The sequence below is a fragment of the Mycobacterium sp. PTI7 genome (assembly GCF_056679845.1).
Genome location: NZ_CM155252.1, coordinates 58,777 through 77,870 on the forward strand (window position 1 = coordinate 58,777; position 19,094 = coordinate 77,870).

A 19,094-nucleotide genomic window follows, 5' to 3' on the forward strand; every position below is an offset into this window, starting at 1 on the left:
GCTAGAACCCGGCGGCGTCCACCCCGAGTTCGAGCAGGCGTGCGCGGTACCGCTCGACGCTGCGCAGCTTGACCTCCTCGTACCCGCGGACCACGTCGGCGGCCTCGGCGATCGCAACGGCGCGGTCGTAGGTCTCTGCAGTCAGGTCGGCGGACAGCTCCGCGATCATCGAGCGGTAGTGCGCCACCAGCGTGCGTTCGAGCCGTCGCATCCGCGTGTGACCGAACGGGTCCAGAGCCGTGCCGCGCAACCGCTTGCCGTGCTTCAGCAGGCGCAGGGCGACGTGTGACTTCGGGCCGAAGCCGACCTTGCGGGTGCGGCCGAGCGCCTTGAGGGTCGGCGGGTGCAACTTGTAGGTGAGATCGACCCCGCCCGGCACCTCTGTGCGCACGGTGTCCAGGAAGGCGGGGTCGGTGAGCAGTCGCGCCACCTCGTACTCGTCCTTGTAGGCCGTGAGCCGGAACAGTCCGCGAGCCACCGCCTCGCTGAATCGGGTGTCGTCGCCGACGAGCCGCTCGGCGGACCACGCCGTCTCGACGAGCCCGACGTAGCCGGCGGCGACCCGCGGGCCCTGATAGGCGATCAGTTCGGCGGCACGGCGCCGGACCAGTACGGCCGACTCGCCGGTGAGCGTCGACGCGCGCAGCAGCGGATGGTCGGCGTCCAGCGTGACGGGCGTCGGGACGGGCGGGGCGACGGCCGCGGCGAACGCCGTCGGGTGGGCGACGGCCACGCGACCCCACTCGAACGCGGCCCGATTCGCCTCGACCGCCGCGCCGTTGAATGCGATGGCGTCGAGGATGTGCCTGCGGGGGATCGGCAGCGCGCCGGCCTGGTACGCGGCGCCGACGAGCAGGAAATTGGCCACCAGCGTGTTGCCGAACAGCGTCCGGGCCGCGGCGAGCGCGTCCATGGTGACGACGTTCCTTGACCTGTCCGCGAGCCTGGTCAGCAGCTGGTCGGCGTCGGGATGGACGACCGACGGGTCGTAGACCATCTCTCCGGTCGGGGTGCGGCTCGTCGACGCGATGGTCGTGGTGCGGTCGTCGGCCGCGACGGCGGCGTTCTTGGCGTCCGCCGCTGTCAGCAGGTCGAAGGCCAGGACGCAATCGGCGGCGTCGGCGCCGATGCGGTTGGACGTCGGCGTGGAGGTGCGACTCATCCGCAGGTGCGACGTGACCGGGCCGGCCTTCTGGCTCAGGCCCGTCTGGTCGAGGCCCTGCACGTGCAGGCCGGCGCGCAGCGCAGCGGTGCCGAGGACCTGGTTCACCGTCACGATGCCGGTGCCGCCGATGCCGGCGAGGAAGACGTTGAACGACGCCCCGACCGTCGGCATCTCGGGCTCGGTGACGGACGGTGGCGCGGGCGGCGTCGTCGTCGTCCGAACGGGCTCCTCCGGCATCTCGACGGTGACGAACGACGGGCACTCGCCGTCGAGGCAGCTGTAGTCGGTGTTGCAGCTGGTCTGGTCGATGCGGGTCTTGCGGCCGAACTCCGTGTCGACGGGCTGCACCGACAGGCAGTTCGACTTGACGCCGCAGTCGCCGCAGCCCTCGCAGACCGCTTCGTTGATGACGACCCGCGTGCGGCGTGCCGGCAGCTCGCCGCGCTTGCGCTTGCGGCGGGCGTCCGCGGCGCACTGCTGGTCGTAGACGAGGACGGTGACACCGGGGACGTCTCGGAGCAGACGCTGCGCCTCGTCGAGCCGGTCGCGGTGCCAGACCGTCGTGCCGGCGGCGAAGCGCGCTCCCGCGTGGCGCTCCGGTTCGTCGGCGCAGACGATGATCCGGGCGACGCCCTCGGCGGCGAGCTTGTGGGTGAGGGCCGGGACCGACAGCCCGCCCTGGGCGTCCTGGGCGCCCGTCATCGCCACCGCGCCGTTGAAGAGCACCTTGTAGGTGATGTTGACCCCGGCGGCGATGCACGCCTGCACCGCGAGCTGCCCGGAGTGGAAGAAGGTGCCGTCGCCGACGTTCTGGAAGACGTGCGGGACGTCGGTGAACGGGGCCTGGCCGATCCACTGCGCGCCCTCGCCGCCCATCTGGGTGAGCCCGGTGACCTGGGAGTCGGTGCGTCCCGACATCGTGACGAGCGTGTGGCAGCCGATGCCGCCGCCGGCCAGCGATCCGGCGGGCACCGCCGTCGACCGGTTGTGCGGGCAGCCGGAGCAGAAGTACGGCGTGCGCGTGGTCGGCAGCACCTCAAGCTGGATCGGTCCGCGGGAGGGGGAGCGCAGCTCGACCCGGTCGCGAAGGGCGCGGCGCAGTGGGGCCATCAGTCGGCCCGCCGTCAGCTCGCCGTCGGCCGGGACGAGCGGCCTGCCGTCGTGGTCGCGCTTGCCCAGCACCGCGGGGGTTGACGCCGAGCCGTAGAGGGCGTCGCGGACCTGCGACTCGACGAATGCGGTCTTGTCCTCGACCACCAGAACCGTCTCCACGCCGCGGGCCAGGTCGCGAACCGCGTTCTCCCCCAACGGGTAGGGCATGCCGACGCGCAGGATGCGGATGCCGGCGTGCTCCAGCGCCGCCTCGTCGAGCCCGAGGTCGGTCAGGGCGCCGCGGACCGCGTCGTAGGCGGGACCGACGGCGACGATGCCGAGCCAGGCATCGGTCGGGTTCACCTCGATGCGGTCGAGGTCGTTGGCGGCGTTGAACGCCCGGACCATCTCCCAGCGCGGGCCGTACAGGTCGGCCTCGGCGAGCAGGCTGTCCGGCGGGGCGCCCATCACGCGCTGCCGGTACGTCCACGGCGTGCCCTGCCAGTCGATCCGGGGAACGGTGATCGGCAGCGCGCGGGTGTCGGCGTCGAACGTCCACAGGCCGTCGGCCACATCGGCCACCAACTTCATCGCCACGGTGCATCCCGACGCCCGCGACAGTGCGATGGCGTGCAGACCGAACGCCACGATCTCCTCGGCGTTGCGCGGGAACACGATCGGCATGTTGAGTGCGGCCAGGGAGCGCTCGCTCGCCGCGGGCACGGTCGAGGACTTGGCGGCGGGGTCGTCGCCGACGATCGCCAGCACGCCGCCCGTCGGATGGGCGCCGTAGGTGGACAGGTGACGGAGGACGTCGCCCGCGCGGTCGAGCCCGGGTCCCTTGCCGTACCAGACCCCGACGACGCCGTCGTGCGTCCGGGCACCCGCGGGCAGCTCGACCTGGCTACCCCAGACCGACGTCGCGGCGAGTTCCTCGTTCAGGCCCGGGACCAGCCGGACGTCGTGCTCGGAACGCAGCCACGGGATGCCGGCGAGGAGCGTGTCGAGGCCCGCGAGCGGGCTGCCCTGGTAGCCGGAGACGAAGGACGCCGACCGCAACCCCTGCCTGCAGTCGCGGTCGTGCTGCTCGACGAGCAGCCGCGCGATGGCCTGCACCCCGGTCAGCAGCACGGGGCCGGAATCGACCCGGTAGCGGTCGTCGGGGTGGATCGGTGCGGCAGGTGCCAGCCGGGTGTCGTCGACGGTGCTCACGTGTTCCGAACCTCGCATCCCGCAGCATGGAACTGCCTATCTCGATGCTTCAAGGGTCGACCCGGTGGCGAATGTGTTCAACTGTTGCGGCGCCAACTATGCACAATGGTCAGGTAGTGATGTCCATCACGTTACGAGGTGACCGCAATGCTCAACATCGACCGGCTCGACGCCCGACTCCTGTCCGCGCTGTCGCGCGACGCGCGGATCGGCATCGGTGACCTGGCGTCCTCGCTGGGCATCGCCCGCAACACCGTGCAGGCCCGCCTGCGCCGGCTCACCGACACCAAGGTGCTGCGCGGCTACCGGCCGGAGATCGACCTGGCGGCCGTCGGCATCGCCGTGCAGGCGTTCGTCGCCCTCGAGATCCACCAGAGCGAGCTGCAGGCGATCGCGCACACGCTCGGCGACATCCCGGAGGTGCTCGAGGTGCATGCGACCACCGGGCGCGAGGACCTGCTGGTCCGGGTCGCCACCTCGACCCACGCCGATCTGCAACGCCTCGTCGAGCACATCGTGTCGCTGCGGGGCGTCACCCACTCGAGCACGACGCTGGCGCTGACCACGCCGCTGCCGTACCGCATCGACCCGCTGCTGCAGGCGCTGACCGAGCGGTCGGGCTGGGGCCGCGCGACGCCGGCGCCGGAGGCCTGAGGGGTTCGTCGAAGTCGCCCGTGCGCGACGTGCGCGGCCGATCCGGACGGGGTGTTCGACGATTACGTCGGCTTGAACTCCGGGCGACACTCCGAAGCAAACACCGCTCTATCCCTTGACGGACGACGTGTAACGGGCCAATCTGTTGGGCAGCATGAATGCACGGGTTAGAGACGCCAGCCAGCGCCTAGTTCGCCGCCGCATGCGCTAGTTGAGGAATGCGCCGCTCTGCGCTACTGTTGGACGTTGCGCTGGCTGCATCCTGCCCACCTCACTCGCACACACCGTGCTCCTAGTCTGAGTTCTGCTCAGTGATCTAGGCGCGTGTCTGCCTCGAGGAGGTCTGGTGAAGCCAGCCGAACCGACGCAGATATAGCGGCCGCGGTCCCGGTCCTCGGGCACCAACAGTCGCATGAGGTGCTGGAAGGACGCATCTTGGCTTCTCGCCAGATCAATTCAGTAGGTACCAACTCCGTTCCCGGAGCACCCAACCGAGTCTCCTTCGCGAAGCTCCGCGAGCCTCTCGAGGTTCCGGGGCTTCTCGACGTTCAGACGGACTCGTTCGAGTGGCTCATCGGCTCCGAGGGTTGGCGTGCCAAGGCCGTCGACCGTGGCGAGCCGAACCCCAAGGGCGGCCTCGAAGAGGTGCTCGAGGAGCTCTCTCCGATCGAGGACTTCGCCGGGAACCTGTCGCTCACCTTCTCCGACCCGCGCTTCGACGAGGTCAAGGCCTCCGTCGACGACTGCAAGGAGAAGGACCAGACCTACGCGGCGCCCCTGTTCGTCACCGCTGAGTTCATGAACAGCGAGAGCGGCGAGATCAAGAGCCAGACGGTCTTCATGGGTGACTTCCCGATGATGACCGAGAAGGGCACCTTCATCATCAACGGCACCGAGCGTGTCGTGGTGAGCCAGCTGGTCCGTTCGCCGGGCGTGTACTTCGACAAGACGAAGGACAAGGCCACCGAGAACGACCTCACCAGTGTCAAGGTCATCCCCGGCCGCGGTGCATGGCTCGAGTTCGACGTCGACAAGCGCGCCACCGTCGGCGTCCGCATCGACCGCAAGCGCCGTCAGCCGGTCACCGTGCTGCTGAAGGCACTCGGCTGGACCAGCGAGCAGATCACCGAGCGCTTCGGCTTCTCCGAGATCATGATGTCCACCCTCGAGAAGGACAGCACCGCCGGTCCCGACGAGGCACTGCTCGACATCTACCGGAAGCTGCGCCCGGGCGAGCCGCCCACCAAGGAGTCCGCGCAGACCCTCCTGGAGAACCTGTTCTTCAAGGAGAAGCGCTACGACCTGGCCCGCGTCGGCCGCTACAAGGTCAACAAGAAGCTCGGTCTCAACCCCGGCGTCCCGATCACAAGCTCCACGCTGACCCCCGAGGACATCGCCGCGACGATCGAGTACCTGGTGCGCCTGCACGAGGTCAACACCGAGCAGGCCGCCTTCATGACCGCCCCCGGCGGCGTGGAGGTCCCGGTCGAGGTCGACGACATCGACCACTTCGGCAACCGTCGTCTGCGTACCGTGGGCGAGCTCATCCAGAACCAGATCCGCGTGGGCCTGTCCCGCATGGAGCGCGTGGTTCGTGAGCGCATGACCACCCAGGACGTCGAGGCGATCACCCCGCAGACCCTGATCAACATCCGTCCCGTCGTGGCGGCGATCAAGGAGTTCTTCGGAACGTCGCAGCTGTCGCAGTTCATGGACCAGAACAACCCGCTGTCGGGCCTGACCCACAAGCGCCGCCTGTCGGCGCTGGGCCCCGGTGGTCTGTCCCGTGAGCGCGCCGGCCTCGAGGTCCGCGACGTGCACTCCAGCCACTACGGCCGCATGTGCCCGATCGAGACGCCGGAAGGCCCGAACATCGGTCTGATCGGCTCGTTGTCGGTCTACGCCCGGGTCAACCCGTTCGGCTTCATCGAGACGCCGTACCGCAAGGTCGTCGACGGTGTGGTCACCGACGAGATCCTGCACCTCACCGCCGACGAGGAGGACCGCTACGTCGTAGCGCAGGCCAACTCGCCGATCGACGACACGGGTCGCTTCACCGAGGAGCGCATCCTGGTCCGTCGTAAGGGCGGCGAGGTCGAGAACGTCACGCCGGCCGAGGTCGACTTCATGGACGTCTCACCGCGCCAGATGGTGTCGGTCGCGACCGCGATGATCCCGTTCCTCGAGCACGACGACGCCAACCGCGCCCTGATGGGTGCCAACATGCAGCGCCAGGCGGTTCCGCTGGTGCGCAGCGAGGCACCGCTCGTCGGTACCGGCATGGAACTGCGTGCCGCGATCGACGCCGGTGACGTGGTCGTCTCCAGCAAGACCGGTGTGGTCGAAGAGGTTTCGGCCGACTACATCACCGTGATGGCCGACGACGGCAGCCGGCACACCTACCGGATGCGCAAGTTCGCCCGCTCCAACCACGGCACGTGCGCCAACCAGCGCCCGATCGTGGACGCCGGGCAGCGCGTCGAGTCCGGCCAGGTGCTGGCCGACGGCCCGTGCACCGAGAACGGCGAGATGGCGCTGGGCAAGAACCTGCTCGTCGCGATCATGCCGTGGGAGGGCCACAACTACGAGGACGCGATCATCCTCTCGCAGCGCCTGGTGGAGGAGGACGTGCTCACGTCCATCCACATCGAGGAGCACGAGATCGATGCCCGCGACACGAAGTTGGGCGCCGAGGAGATCACCCGGGACATCCCGAACGTCTCCGACGAGGTGCTGGCCGATCTCGACGAGCGCGGCATCATCCGCATCGGCGCCGAGGTCCGTGACGGCGACATCCTGGTCGGCAAGGTCACGCCCAAGGGCGAGACGGAGCTGACCCCCGAGGAGCGCCTGCTGCGCGCCATCTTCGGTGAGAAGGCGCGCGAAGTGCGCGACACCTCGCTGAAGGTTCCGCACGGCGAGTCCGGCAAGGTCATCGGCGTCCGCGTGTTCTCCCGCGAGGACGACGACGAGCTGCCCGCCGGCGTCAACGAGCTGGTCCGCGTCTACGTGGCCCAGAAGCGCAAGATCTCCGACGGCGACAAGCTCGCCGGACGCCACGGCAACAAGGGCGTCATCGGCAAGATCCTGCCGATCGAGGACATGCCGTTCATGCCGGACGGCACCCCGGTCGACATCATCCTGAACACGCACGGCGTGCCGCGACGGATGAACATCGGCCAGATCCTCGAGACGCACCTGGGCTGGGTCGCCAAGGCCGGCTGGAACATCGACGTCGCACAGGGAACTCCGGAGTGGGCCAAGAACCTGCCCGAGAACCTCCTGACGTCGGAGCCGGACAGCATCGTCTCCACGCCCGTGTTCGACGGTGCCCGCGAGGGTGAGCTGGAGGGCCTGCTGGCCTCGACGCTGCCCAACCGCGACGGTGACGTCATGGTCAACGCCGAGGGCAAGTCGGAGCTGTTCGACGGACGCAGTGGTGAACCGTTCCCGTACCCGGTGACGGTCGGCTACATGTACATCCTGAAGCTGCACCACCTGGTCGACGACAAGATCCACGCGCGCTCCACCGGTCCGTACTCGATGATCACGCAGCAGCCGCTGGGTGGTAAGGCGCAGTTCGGTGGTCAGCGATTCGGTGAGATGGAGTGCTGGGCCATGCAGGCCTACGGCGCGGCGTACACGCTGCAGGAGCTCTTGACGATCAAGTCCGACGACACCGTCGGTCGCGTCAAGGTCTACGAGGCGATCGTCAAGGGCGAGAACATCCCCGAGCCGGGCATCCCCGAGTCGTTCAAGGTGCTGCTCAAGGAGCTGCAGTCGCTGTGCCTCAACGTCGAGGTGCTCTCCAGTGAGGGCACTGCGATCGAGATGCGCGACACCGACGACGAGGACCTGGAACGCGCTGCCGCGAACCTGGGAATCAACCTGTCTCGCAACGAGTCACCGTCGGTCGAGGACCTTGCTTAAGAGCCTCCGGCCAGCCGTCATTAGTAATTTGATCCAAAATCCCGCAAGGGGAAAGGGAGTTACGTGCTAGACGTCAACTTCTTCGATGAACTCCGCATCGGTCTCGCGACCGCGGACGACATCCGCAACTGGTCCTTCGGCGAGGTCAAGAAGCCGGAGACCATCAACTACCGCACGCTCAAGCCCGAGAAGGACGGACTCTTCTGCGAGAAGATCTTCGGCCCCACTCGCGACTGGGAGTGCTACTGCGGCAAGTACAAGCGCGTCCGCTTCAAGGGCATCGTCTGTGAGCGCTGCGGCGTCGAGGTGACTCGCGCCAAGGTGCGTCGTGAGCGGATGGGCCACATCGAGCTGGCCGCACCCGTCACGCACATCTGGTACTTCAAGGGCGTCCCGTCGCGTCTGGGCTACCTGCTCGACCTGGCCCCGAAGGATCTCGAGAAGATCATCTACTTCGCGGCCTACGTCATCGTCGGCGTCGACACCGAGATGCGGCACAACGAGCTGTCGACCCTCGAGGCCGAGATGGTCGTCGAGAAGAAGGCCGTCGAGGACCAGCGCGATCTGGACCTCGCCGAGCGTTCGCAGAAGCTCGAGAACGACCTCGCGGAGCTGGAGAAGGAGGGCGCCAAGTCCGACGTCCGCCGCAAGGTCCGTGACAGCGGCGAACGCGAGATGCGCCAGCTGCGTGACCGCACCCAGCGCGAGCTGGACCGGCTCGACGAGATCTGGACGACGTTCACCAAGCTGGCCGTCAAGCAGCTCATCGTCGACGAGGTGCTCTACCGCGAGCTGCAGGACCGCTACGGCGAGTACTTCACCGGTGCCATGGGCGCGGAGTCGATCAAGAAGCTCATCGAGAACTTCGACATCGACGCCGAGGCCGAGAGCCTGCGCGACACCATCAAGAACGGCAAGGGCCAGAAGAAGCTTCGCGCCCTCAAGCGTCTGAAGGTGGTCGCGGCGTTCCAGATGAACCGCAACTCCCCGATGGGCATGGTGCTCGACGCCGTCCCGGTGATCCCGCCGGAGCTGCGCCCGATGGTCCAGCTGGACGGTGGCCGCTTCGCGACCTCCGACCTCAACGACCTGTACCGCCGCGTCATCAACCGCAACAACCGGCTCAAGCGACTGATCGACCTCGGCGCGCCCGAGATCATCGTCAACAACGAGAAGCGCATGCTTCAGGAGTCGGTCGACGCACTGTTCGACAACGGCCGCCGCGGCCGTCCGGTCACCGGACCGGGCAACCGTCCGCTCAAGTCGCTGTCCGATCTGCTCAAGGGCAAGCAGGGTCGCTTCCGTCAGAACCTGCTCGGCAAGCGCGTCGACTACTCGGGCCGTTCGGTCATCGTCGTCGGCCCGCAGCTCAAGCTGCACCAGTGCGGTCTGCCGAAGCTGATGGCACTCGAGCTGTTCAAGCCGTTCGTGATGAAGCGCCTGGTCGACCTGAACCACGCGCAGAACATCAAGAGCGCCAAGCGCATGGTCGAGCGTCAGCGTCCGCAGGTGTGGGACGTCCTCGAAGAGGTCATCGCCGAGCACCCCGTGCTGCTGAACCGCGCACCCACGCTGCACCGTCTGGGCATCCAGGCCTTCGAGCCGCAGCTGGTGGAGGGCAAGGCCATCCAGCTGCACCCGCTCGTCTGTGAGGCGTTCAACGCCGACTTCGACGGTGACCAGATGGCCGTGCACCTTCCGCTGTCCGCGGAGGCGCAGGCCGAGGCCCGCATCCTGATGCTGTCCTCGAACAACATCCTGTCGCCGGCATCGGGCAAGCCGCTCGCCATGCCGCGTCTGGACATGGTGACCGGTCTGTACTTCCTGACCGCCGAGATCCCCGGCGAGCTGGGCGAATACGTCCCCGCCGCCAAGGATCAGCCGGAGACGGGTGTGTACAGCTCGGCCGCCGAGGCCCAGATGGCCGTCGATCTGCGCACGCTGTCCGTGCGCGCCAAGATCAAGGTGCGTCTGACCCACCTGCGCCCGCCGGCCGATCGCGAAGCCGAGCTGTTCGGCGACGCGGGCTGGAAGTACGGCGACGCGTGGACCGCTCACACGACCCTCGGCCGCGTGCTGTTCAACGAGCTGCTGCCCCGCGGGTACGCGTTCGTCGACGAGCAGATGCACAAGAAGGTCCAGGCCCGGATCATCAACGATCTGGCCGAGCGCTACCCGATGATCGTGGTCGCGCAGACCGTCGACAAGCTGAAGGACGCCGGGTTCCACTGGGCCACGCGTTCGGGTGTGACCGTGTCGATGGCCGACGTGTTGGTGCCGCCGGAGAAGGAGAACATCCTCGAGCGGCACGAGCAGGAAGCCGAACGGATCGAGAAGCAGTACCAGCGCGGCGGTCTGAACAAGGACGAGCGCAACGGCGAACTGGTCAAGATCTGGCAGCGGGCCACCGAAGAGGTCGGCAAGGCCCTGGAGGAGTACTACCCCGAGGACAACCCGATCATCACGATCGTGAAGTCCGGCGCCACGGGCAACCTGACCCAGACCCGCACGCTCGCGGGCATGAAGGGTCTGGTCACCAACCCCAAGGGTGAGTTCATCCCGCGCCCCATCAAGTCCTCGTTCCGCGAGGGCCTGACGGTTCTGGAGTACTTCATCAACACGCACGGTGCCCGTAAGGGTCTGGCGGACACGGCGCTTCGTACGGCGGACTCGGGTTACCTGACCCGTCGTCTGGTGGACGTCAGCCAGGACGTCATCGTCCGCGAGGACGACTGCGACACCGAGCGCGGCATCGCCGTCACGCTCGCCGAGGTGGACGCCACCACCGGCGCCCTCATTCGGGATCCGCACGTGGAGACCGCCGCGTTCGCCCGCACGCTGGCCAGCGACGCGGTCGACGCGAACGGCACCGTCGTCGTCGCACGTGGACACGACCTGGGCGATCCGGCGATCGACGCACTGCTCGAAGCCGGCATCTCGCAGGTGCGGGTGCGCTCGGTGCTGACGTGTGCAAGCCCCAGTGGCGTGTGCGCGATGTGCTACGGACGTTCGATGGCGACCGGCAAGCTGGTCGACATCGGCGAGGCCGTCGGCATCGTCGCCGCACAGTCCATCGGTGAGCCCGGCACGCAGCTGACGATGCGTACCTTCCACCAGGGTGGCGTCACGGGTGGTGCCGACATCGTCGGTGGTCTGCCCCGCGTCCAGGAACTGTTCGAGGCCCGCGTGCCGCGCAACACTGCGCCGATCGCGGATCTCTCCGGACGGGTCCGCCTGGAGGAGAGCGAGAAGTTCTACAAGATCACGATCGTGCCGGACGACGGCAGCGAAGAAGTGGTCTACGACAAGATCTCTCGTCGCCAGCGCCTGAAGTCGTTCAAGCACGACGACGGCGAGGAGCGTCTGCTCTCCGACAACGATCACGTCGAGGTCGGCCAGCAGCTCATGGAGGGTTCGGCCAACCCGCACGAGGTTCTGCGCGTGCAGGGTCAGCGGAGCGTTCAGCAGCACCTCGTCAACGAGGTGCAGGACGTCTACCGTGCCCAGGGTGTGTCGATCCACGACAAGCACATCGAGGTCATCGTTCGGCAGATGCTGCGTCGCGTCACGATCATCGATTCGGGTTCGACGGAGTTCCTGCCCGGCTCGCTGACCGAGCGCGCCGAGTTCGAGTCCGCCAACCGTCGCGTCGTCGCGGAGGGTGGCGAACCCGCCGCCGGCCGTCCGGTGCTGATGGGCATCACGAAGGCGTCGCTCGCGACCGACTCGTGGCTGTCGGCGGCGTCGTTCCAGGAGACCACGCGTGTCTTGACCGATGCGGCGATCAACTGCCGCAGCGACAAGCTGCTGGGTCTGAAGGAGAACGTGATCATCGGCAAGCTGATCCCGGCCGGTACCGGTATCAACCGCTACCGCGACATCCAGGTGCAGCCCACCGAGGAAGCCCGCGCTGCGGCGTACACGATCCCGTCCTACGAGGATCAGTACTACAGCCCGGACTTCGGCCAGAGCTCCGGCCAGGCCGTGCCGCTGGACGATTACGGATTCAGCGACTACCGGTAGTCACTCAGAACGAGTTGGGCCCCCGCCTCCTGGCGGGGGCCCTTCTCGTTTGTGTGGGTTTGGGTTTTCGCGCGGGCTCACGTCTTGTGTGGTGTCACCTCCTTCCCGCGAGCAGACGTGAACTCCCCTCATTCCGACCTGATCAGGGGAGTTCACGTCTGCTCGCGGAGGGGGTGAGGCGGGTTATCCACAGGTGCCGCCGCGGGGTCTGTCGGCGCGGCGGCCGGCACGGCAGTCTCGGTGGCATGTTCATCCACGACCTGGTCGAGCGTGCCGGCGGCTCCGTGACGACCGATCAACTGCTGACGGTGATGTCGCGCAAGTCAATCGACACGCACGTTCGGACGGGACTGATCCAGCGCGTGTGCCGCGGCGTATATGCGCTGGCCGAGCCGGACGTCGAGGGCATGTTGACCGCCCTAACCCTTGCGACAGGCCACGACTTGGTGCCGTGTCTCGGCACCGCCGCCAACCTCTACGGCTTCGACACCGAACGAGACCGACGACTTCACGTCCTCGACCCAGGCATCCGAATGCGCCCGAGCCTCGGTGTGATGGTGCATCAACGGGCGGGCGCGCCGCTGCGACGGGTGGGCCGGCGGCTGGTGACCGCTCCCGCATGGACGGCAGTGGAAGTGGCGAGGGTGCTGCGCCGTCCGAGGGCGTTGGCGACACTCGACGCCGCACTGCGGGTGGGAGTGCCGAAGATCGAACTCGAGGCGGCCGTCGCCGAGCAGAAGGGGCGCCGTGGCATCGTCGCGGTGCGAGACCTGTTGCCATACGCGGACGGTCGCAGCGAATCCCCGATGGAGAGCGAAGCGCGACTGGTGTTCATCGACCACGGGTTGCCGCTACCCGAGCTGCAATTCGAGATCGTGGACCACTGCGGGGATCTCTGGCGATCCGACTTTGCATGGGAGGACGCGAAGCTCGTCGCCGAGTACGACTCGATGGAGTGGCACGCGAACCCGGAGCGATGGAAGCGCGATCGGATCAAGGTCGAGCGGTTGAAGGACCGCGGATACGTGGTCGTGCCAATCGTCCTCGACGACGTTCGCGTCCATCCTTGGGACTTGGCGAGCCGGATCGGCAACCTGTTGAGGGAACGTCGGTTCGCCACAACCTCTGGCGAGCAGACGTGAAGTCCCCTGGTTAGCCACAAATGAGGGGAGTTCACGTCTGCTCGCGGGGAGAGGGTGACCCATGGGAAGGGAGGGTGACTCGCGGTCGGTCAGTAGGCGAGCTGGTTGACCGCGGCGGAGAAGACGCGGGGGAGCGCGGCCGCGGCGGGGACCAGGCGCGAGCGCACCGGCGGGTGCGCGGTCGCCGCCACCAGGCCCGCGGTGAGCATCCGGTAGCGGCGGGTGAGCCGCCGCCACTGCCGGTCGTAGTCCTCGGGCCGATTGCGAACGACGCACTCCACCAACGCCTCCGCCGCGCTGAACGCCAGCCCCATGCCCTCGCCGGTCAGCGCGTCGATGTAGCCCGCGGCGTCGCCGACCAGCAGCACCCGGCCCGCCGCCCGCGACCGCGCACCCTGCCGCAGCGGGCCCGCCGCGCGGTCTGGGCCGTGCTCCCGCCCGTCGACCCGCTGCCGCAGCTCGTCGAACGCCGCGAAGTGCTGATCGAAGCCGCCGCGGCTCGCGGACAGGATGGCCACCCCGACGCAGTCCGGCGCGACCGGTGTCACGTAGGCCTCGGCGCCGGCCGACCAGTGCACCTCCACCGAGTCGGTCCACGGCGCGATTTGGACGTGTCTGCGGATGCCCCACCGCCGCGGGCCCGTCGGCGGCAGGTCCAGCCCCAACCGGCGACGGATCGGTGAGTGCAGGCCGTCGGCGGCCGCGAGGTAACGCGCCCGGAACTGGCCCGCGCGAACGGAATCGGCGTCCTGCTCCACGTCACCGACGTCGCCGAGCACGAACTTCACGCCCGCCTCGCGTGCGGCGTCCGACATCGCGGCGTGCAGCACCGTCCGTCGGACGCCGCGGCCGACGCCGGCGCGGAACCGGGCGTTCACCCGATGGGAGCCGGACACGTAGCTGATCCCTCGCAGCGGCCGGCCCTCGACGGCGACGCCGAGCCGGTCGAGGTGGGCGATGGTGTGCGGCATCATGCCCTCGCCGCAGGCCTTGTCGAGCGCGCCCGGCCGCTTCTCGACGACGACCACCTCGAGGCCGGCCCGCGCCGCGTACAGGGCCGTGGCGAGCCCGGCCGGCCCACCACCGACGACCAGCAGGTCGATCACCGCGCCGGCCCGCCGACCAGGCTCGCCAGCGCCTCGTTCTCCACCCGGATCCGCGTGCGGAGCAGCAGCGCGTTGAGCACCGTGAACGCGACCGCCGTCAGCCACGCCGAATGCACCAGCGGCAGTGCGACGCCCTCGACGACGACTGCGACGTAGTTGGGGTGCGGGATCCACCGGTACGGCCCGCCGGTGACGCGCGGCGCGCCCGGCACCACGACCACGCGGGTGTTCCACTGCGGGCCCAGCGTCGTGATGCACCACCACCTCAGGACCTGCGCGGCGACGACGACGGCCAGCATCGGCCAGCCGAGCGCGGGCAGGAACGGACGGTCGAGCAGCAGCGGTTCGAGCACGCACCCGACGAGCAGTCCGACGTGTAGGACGACCATCGCGGGATAGTGGCGCAGGCCCACCTCGGTGCCGCCGCGGGCCGTCGTCCACGCCAGGTTGCGTTGCGAGACGACGAGTTCGGCGACGCGCTCGACGGCGGTGACGGCGATCAGTGCGAGATACCAGGCCATCGGTCAGCGCCACCGCAGCAGGACGAGTTCGGAGCAGAACCCCGGGCCCATCGCCATCATCAGGCCGGGGCTGCCCGCGGGTGGGCGCTTGGCCATCGTGTCGCGCAGCACGTGCAGCACCGACGCCGACGACAGGTTGCCGACCTCGGCCAGCGAGCGCCACGTCAGTTCGAGCGCGTCGTCGGGGAGGCCGAGAGTCGCGGTGATGGCCTCGATCACCTTGGGGCCGCCGGGATGGCTCACCCACGCGCCGACGTCGGGCACGGTGAGGTCGTGTGCGGCGAGGAAGCCGGTGACGTCGTCGCCGAGGTAGCGCTCGACGACCTTCGGCACGTCGGGGGAGAGCACCAGGCGGAAGCCGCTCGCGTCGACGTCCCAGCCCATCGTGCGCTGCGAATCGGGGTAGAGGCGGCTGCGCGAGTCGAGCACCTCGGGCCCGGACGCACCGATTGCCTCGGCGCGGCGGTCGCCGACGGCCACTACCGCCGCGGCCCCGTCGCCGAACAGGCTGGAGCCCACCACGGTCGCCATGGACGGGTCGGTCTTCGGGACGAGCGAACACAATTCGACGGCCAGCAGCACCGCGACGTCGTCCGGTGCGCCCCGCAGGTGGTCGTGCAGCCGCGCGATGCCCGCCGCGCCGGCCACGCAGCCGAGACCGAACATCGGCACCCGCTTCACGTCGGGCCGCAGCCCGATCAGACCGGCGATCCGGGCGTCGAGCGTCGGCACGGCCAGGCCGGTCACCGTGGTCGTGTAGATGACGTCGACGTCGGCGGGCTCGAGCCCCGCGTCTTCCAGCGCGCCCAGCACCGCCGCACAGCCCAGCCGTACGGCGTGCTCGATGAACACGTCGTTGGCGCTACCGAAGTCGGTCAGTGTGGCGTAGTCCGCCAGCGGCAGCACCATGTGGCGGCTGTCGACCTTCGCGCTGCGGTGCAGCTTGCGGATGGCGTCGGCGTGGTCGCCGTAGCCGGGCATGGCCAGCAGGGCGTCGGTCACCTCGTCCTGCGTGTAGCGGTTGGGTGGCAGTTCTCCTCTGACACCAGCGATTACGGTCATCGTTCACTCCTTCATCGGGGATGCGGACGTCACGTCGTCGTGAACCTCGTGGGGGCGGGGCCGGGATGGCCCGTCGCCGTGGTCGAGCCCGAACCGGCGGTGCAGCAGGGCCATCGGCCGCGGTGCCCACCAGTTCCACTCGCCCATCAGATGCATGAAGGCCGGCATCAGGGCCATCCGGATCAGCGTCGCGTCGGCCAGCACCGCGAGCGTCAGGCCGAGGCCGAACATCCGCATGAACGACACCTCGGCGGCGATCAGCGCCGCGAACGAGATCGACATGATGACCGCGGCGGCGGTGACCACGCGGCCGGTGCGGGCGATGCCGAGCGCGACCGCCTCGTCGCTGCGGGCGTGCGGCGGTCCGATCGACGGCGACGCGAGCCAGTACTCGCGGATCCGGGACACCAGGAACACCTCGTAGTCCATCGACAACCCGAAGGCGATGCAGAACAGCAGCACCGGGATGTTGGCGACGAGCGTGCCGGTGGCGGTCGTGCCGAGGCCGCCGAGGTGGCCGTCCTGGAAGATCCACACCATCGCACCGAACGCCGCCGTCAAAGACAAGGTGTTGAGCAGCAACGCCTTCAGCGGTATGACGAGGCTGCCGGTCAGCAGGAACAGCAGGACGAACATGACGACCCCGATGAGTCCGAGCACGATCGGCAGCCGGGACGTGATGGCGTCGACGCTGTCGGCGTTGACCTGGGCGGTGCCGGTGAGGAGCACCTGTCGGCCCGCGGGGCCGTCGATCCCGTGGATGGCGTCCAGCTGGGCCTGGGAGCGGTCGGACAACAGTGGCGCGGTGCCGGCGACGGTGAGCAGCGCGCTGCCGTCGACGATGGTGGGCGGGGAGACGTCGGCGACGTCGGGTACCCGGGCGAGATCCCCCGTGTACCGGTCGAACTCGGCGGGTGCGACGCCCGCGGCGTGGGGGACGATGATCGTGACGGCGGTGGCCGAGTCGTTGACGAAATCGTCGCGCAACCGATCGCCGACCTGATGGGCCGACGAGGTGTCGGGCAGCACGCGATCGTCGGGGAACCCCCACCGCACGCCGAGGAACGGTGCGCCGAGGAGCAGCATCAGGGCGACCACCGCGAGGCCGATCGGGATCGAACGCCGCGTGACGATCGTCGTCCAGCGGTAGAGGAAGGTCTGCTCGATCGGCCGCCGTGGCGAGCGGCCATCACCGAACAGTCGGCGAAGGTCGCAGGCGCCCAGGCGATCGCCGATGAGGACGAGCGCCGCGGGGGTGACGATCAGGGCGGCGACGGCGGCGAACGCCACGGTGGCGACCCCGGCGTACGCGAACGACTTGAGGAAGTGCATCGGGAAGATCACCATCATCGCCATCGACAGCGCGACGATGGTGGCCGAGAAGACGACGGTGCGACCCGCGGTCGTCATCATGCGCAGCAGCGCCTCGTCGCGGGTGGCGCCGTCGGCCAGCTCGTCGCGGTAGCGGCTGATCATCAGCAGCGTGTAGTCGATGGCCAACGCCAAACCCAATGCGGCGCTGAGGTTCAGCGCGAAGATCGACACGTCGGTGACGAAGGTGACCGCGCGCAGGACGGCGAGTGCGCCGATCACCGCGATGGCACCGACGGCGACCGGCACCGCCGCCGTCAGCAGCCCGCCGAACACCAGCACCAGCACGAGGAACGACAGCGGGATCGCCAGCGACTCCATGACGAGCAGGTCGGGCTGCGACTGCGAGGTGATTTGAGCGCTCACCATCGCCGACCCGCCCGCGCGAACCGTCACGCCGTCGCGGTCCACGGCCAGCCGGTCGGCCAGTTCCTCGGCGTACTTGGGTGATTCGCTCTCGCCACCGGTGATGCCGGCGACGATCAGCCCGGAGCGGCCGTCGGTGCTGACGAGTCCGGCGGAGGCGAGCGGCGGTGCGGTCCAGGCCGACGTGACCGTGGCGACGTGTGACGAGGACTCGAGTTCGTCGACGATGCGGGTGGCGACTCCCGCGGCGCCGCGAATCCCGTCGGGGGCGGTGACGACGAAGAGCAACTGGGCGCTGCCCTGGCCGAAGCGGTCGACCAGCACGCGTGAGGCGCGTGCCGACTCGGAGCCGGGGTCCTCGAAGCCGCAGGCGCACAGTGTCCCCGCGACGGGGATCCCGAAGATCCCGGCAGCGACGGCGATCAGCGCGGCGACCACCAGGATGCGCCGCGGTGCCCCGATCGCCGACGTTCCGATGCGGTGCAGAAGGCCGGTGGATCGGATCACGGTCGGTTCCTCCTGCGGTGGACCATGTCAACAAGTGATGACTTAGGACGCTAGGGCAGCGTCGTGGTCGTGTCAACAGCTGATGACTTAGCGCGGCGCGTCGGAGGGGCGACCTACACTGGGCGCGTGTTGATTGGCTCCCACGTGCACGGTGACGACCCGCTGTCGGCGGCGTCGGCCGAGAACGCCGACGTCGTCCAGTTCTTCCTCGGAGATCCGCAGAGCTGGAAGAAACCGAAGCCCCGCGAGGACGCCGACGCGCTCAAGGCGTCGGCCGTCCCGCTGTACGTGCACGCGCCGTACCTGATCAACGTCGCGTCGGCGAACAATCGCGTCCGGATCCCGTCGCGCAAGATCCTGCAGGACACCTGCGACGCGGCCGCCGAGATCGGGGCGACGGCGGTGATCGTGCACGGCGGGCACGCCGACGACAAGGACATGGAGGCGGGCTTCGAGCGCTGGGTCAAGGCTCTCGACTACCTCAACACCGACGTCCCGGTGTACCTCGAGAACACCGCGGGCGGCGACCACGCGATGGCGCGGCACTTCGACACGATCGCGCGGCTGTGGGACCGCATCGGCGACATGGGCATCGGCTTCTGCCTGGACACCTGCCACGCCTGGGCCGCGGGCGAGGCACTGGTCGACGCGGTCGAGCGGATCAAGACGATCACCGGCCGCATCGATCTGGTGCACTGCAACGACTCGCGCGACGCGGCGGGTTCGGGCGCCGACCGGCACGCCAATTTCGGCACCGGTCAAATCGATCCCGATCTCTTGGTGGCCGTGGTCACGGCCGCCGACGCGCCGGTGATCTGCGAGACCTCTGACGAGGGACGCAAGGACGACATCGCCTTCCTGCGCGAACACGTCCGCTGAAGACACTCTCAGGGAGTGAACGGCGTGCGACGCGCAGTCGGACGGACGGTTAACTAGGCTCATC

The 19,094-nt window shown here is 68.7% G+C and carries 10 protein-coding genes; 5 read left to right on the plus strand and 5 right to left on the minus strand.

From position 1 onward, the window contains the following. Position 1: 1 nt before the first annotated feature. Positions 2-3,487 carry an indolepyruvate ferredoxin oxidoreductase family protein gene (locus tag AC1MEY_RS00260; protein WP_480228778.1) on the minus strand — a complete coding sequence of 1,162 codons (3,486 nt, stop codon included), beginning with the start codon at positions 3,485-3,487 and terminating at the stop codon, positions 2-4. Between the two features lie 129 nt (positions 3,488-3,616). On the opposite strand from AC1MEY_RS00260, the gene AC1MEY_RS00265 reads away from it, so the two are divergent. From AC1MEY_RS00265 to AC1MEY_RS00280, 4 genes are all read left to right on the plus strand, one after another. Next, complete coding sequence (locus AC1MEY_RS00265) at positions 3,617-4,123, plus strand: Lrp/AsnC family transcriptional regulator (RefSeq protein ID WP_480228779.1); 507 nt, start codon at positions 3,617-3,619, stop codon at positions 4,121-4,123. A gap of 417 nt (positions 4,124-4,540) precedes the next feature. Next, positions 4,541-8,053 carry a DNA-directed RNA polymerase subunit beta gene (gene rpoB, locus AC1MEY_RS00270; RefSeq protein ID WP_480228780.1) on the plus strand — a complete coding sequence of 1,171 codons (3,513 nt, stop codon included), beginning with the start codon at positions 4,541-4,543 and terminating at the stop codon, positions 8,051-8,053. A 63-nt stretch (positions 8,054-8,116) separates the two neighbouring features. After that, positions 8,117-12,076, plus strand: coding sequence for a DNA-directed RNA polymerase subunit beta' (locus AC1MEY_RS00275; RefSeq protein WP_480228781.1), 3,960 nt, complete (start codon positions 8,117-8,119; stop codon positions 12,074-12,076). Positions 12,077-12,321: 245 nt separating this feature from the next. Further along, complete coding sequence (locus AC1MEY_RS00280; RefSeq protein ID WP_480228782.1) at positions 12,322-13,218, plus strand: hypothetical protein; 897 nt, start codon at positions 12,322-12,324, stop codon at positions 13,216-13,218. 89 nt (positions 13,219-13,307) lie between these two features. Here the strand turns inward: AC1MEY_RS00280 and AC1MEY_RS00285 are convergent, their stop codons facing one another. Genes AC1MEY_RS00285 through AC1MEY_RS00300 form a run of 4 tightly spaced genes read right to left on the minus strand, consistent with a single transcriptional unit; the run spans position 13,308 to position 18,151 of the window. Further along, on the minus strand, positions 13,308-14,324 hold the full coding sequence (locus AC1MEY_RS00285; RefSeq protein ID WP_480228783.1) for an NAD(P)/FAD-dependent oxidoreductase: 1,017 nt from the start codon (positions 14,322-14,324) through the stop codon (positions 13,308-13,310). Next, positions 14,321-14,845 carry an isoprenylcysteine carboxyl methyltransferase family protein gene (locus AC1MEY_RS00290; RefSeq protein ID WP_480228784.1) on the minus strand — a complete coding sequence of 175 codons (525 nt, stop codon included), beginning with the start codon at positions 14,843-14,845 and terminating at the stop codon, positions 14,321-14,323. The genes AC1MEY_RS00285 and AC1MEY_RS00290 overlap by 4 nt, the downstream gene beginning before the upstream one ends. Before the next feature lie 3 nt (positions 14,846-14,848). Then, positions 14,849-15,907, minus strand: a complete 1,059-nt coding sequence (locus AC1MEY_RS00295) for a type III polyketide synthase (protein WP_480228785.1) — start codon at positions 15,905-15,907, stop codon at positions 14,849-14,851. Between the two features lie 3 nt (positions 15,908-15,910). Beyond that, complete coding sequence (locus AC1MEY_RS00300; RefSeq protein ID WP_480228786.1) at positions 15,911-18,151, minus strand: MMPL family transporter; 2,241 nt, start codon at positions 18,149-18,151, stop codon at positions 15,911-15,913. A 126-nt stretch (positions 18,152-18,277) separates the two neighbouring features. On the opposite strand from AC1MEY_RS00300, the gene AC1MEY_RS00305 reads away from it, so the two are divergent. Then, positions 18,278-19,030 (plus strand): deoxyribonuclease IV, encoded by a 753-nt coding sequence (locus AC1MEY_RS00305; protein WP_480228787.1) that lies wholly within the window; start codon positions 18,278-18,280, stop codon positions 19,028-19,030. The last annotated feature ends 64 nt before the right edge of the window (positions 19,031-19,094 follow it).